Genomic DNA, 1948 nt, shown 5'->3' on the forward strand with positions numbered 1-1948 from the left:
AGTTGGGACTTTAAGGCTAAATTCAAGCATTTCAAAAGGCTAAATTAACCCCTTTCAATCTGTTTGATTTAAGCTAAAAGCTTCAATTTTTAAAGTTTTAAAGTTTTAAAGTTTTAAAGTTTTAAAGTTTTAAAGTTTTAAAGTTTTAAAGTTTTAAAGTTTTAAAGTTTTAAAGTTTTAAAGTTTTCAAACCGCCTTTCAAGCCTCCTTAAAAGTCTATAAATCTTTCAATTTATTTGATTGTTTAAGCTTGAAATTTTAGCTGAATTTAAGCCTTTCAGTTGCTTACAAGGCTTTGATTTTTTTCAACTCAACTCAAAAAATTTTAAAAAACTCCTTAAACTTCTTTAAATTCAAGTAAAAGCTCAATTTAAATTCAACTTAAAAGCCTTTCAAGCCTTTTAGCCACTTTTTCTTTCAAATATTAAATTCAAAGGCTTTTCAAGATTTTAAAACTTCTTTCAAACATCTTAGCACTAACCAAATCTTCAAATTCAAAGTTCTTTGACGCATTTCAAATTTTTTTGAATTTTTCAAGCTTTGAATAATTTAAAGCCAAATTTAAGCGTTTGAATTTCTTTTCAACTTAACAATTTATGAAAGTCTTTCAAGCCCTTTCACATTTCTTTCAAGTCTTCAAATTCAAAGCCCTTTGCAAAGAATTTTAAAACCCTTGCAGCTTCTTTGAATTTAATTTAAAGCTCAATTTTATTTAAATTCAAGTAAAAGGCCATTAAATCCTCTTAAGCTTCTTTGAATTCAAGCAAGAAGCCTTTAAAGTTTCTTCAACTTCTTTAAATTCGATTTAAGACTTATTTAAATTCAAGCAAAAGCCTTTCAAGCTTCTTATAAGTCTTTAAATTCAAGCAAATAATGTAATTTTTGAGTAAATGAGATTTAGTATGTGAAAAGGATTAGCAAGGGATTAACTAAACTTGAAGCAAGCTTGAATTTCAAGGTTTAAAGTTATTTATTTAAGTTTAAATTTAAGCTTAAATTCAAGTTTAAGCCTAAGGTTAAAGCCTAAATTTATTTAAGTTTAAATCAAGCTTGAAGTTAAAGATTTAAAATTATTTAAAGTTTACATTCAAGCTTAAGCTTTAAATTTATTCAGAATTTAAATTTAGGTTAAAGCCTGAATTTGTTTAAACTTGATTTAAACTTGAATTTCAAGCCTGAATTTATTTAAACTTAAACCAAGTCTGACATTCAATGTTTAAAATTATTTAAGTTTTTCAAGTTTAAATTCAAGCTCAAGCTTTAATTTAAGCTGAATTTAAGCCTTTAAGTCCTAAATTCAAAACACAAATTCAAGGCTATTTAAAACACAAATTCAAAGCTCTTACAAAGCTTAAATTCAAGGCTATTGCAAGGCTCTTGCAAAGCACAAAATTCAAAGCTTAAATTCAAAGTTGAAGCTAACTTACAAAGCATAAAGTTCAAGGCTAAAGCTATTTAAAACACAAATTCAAGGCTCTTACAAAGCGTAATTTCAAGCTCAAGCTTTAATTTTGGCTGAATTTAAGCCTTTAAGTCATAAATTCAAAACACAAATTCAAGGCTCTTGCAAAGCACAAATTCAAAGATCTTACAAAGCTTAAATTCAAGGTTAAGGCTAACTTAATAGCTTAAAAGTTTAAATTCAAAGCTAATTCAAAGCTTAAATTCAAGGTTGAAACTAACTTAAAAGGCTAAATTCAAGGCTATTGCAAAGCTCTTGCAAAGCACAAATTCAAGACTTAAATTCAAGGCTAAAGCTAACTTAAAAGTTTAAAAGTTTAAAAGTTTAAATTCAAAGCCAATTCAAAACTCTTTGAAAGACTAGCTCCTAGCCTCTCTCCAATCATCACTCCCACTTGTGCCAGCAGCTGTGTGCTCCCAAATGACCTTTCTGTAATTCATAGAAACCCTGAAAAGCTCTGTTTTGTCGTTATTGCTTTTATCTTGG

General features: G+C 27.7%; 1 pseudogene. It reads right to left on the minus strand.

From position 1 onward, the window contains the following. Positions 1 to 1821: 1821 nt before the first annotated feature. A pseudogene (locus DMC01_RS16240) lies at positions 1822 to 1948 on the minus strand (type VI secretion system tube protein Hcp); the annotation flags it as partial.

This window comes from Campylobacter troglodytis (assembly GCF_006864425.1).
In the GTDB taxonomy this organism is placed as follows: domain Bacteria; phylum Campylobacterota; class Campylobacteria; order Campylobacterales; family Campylobacteraceae; genus Campylobacter_D; species Campylobacter_D troglodytis.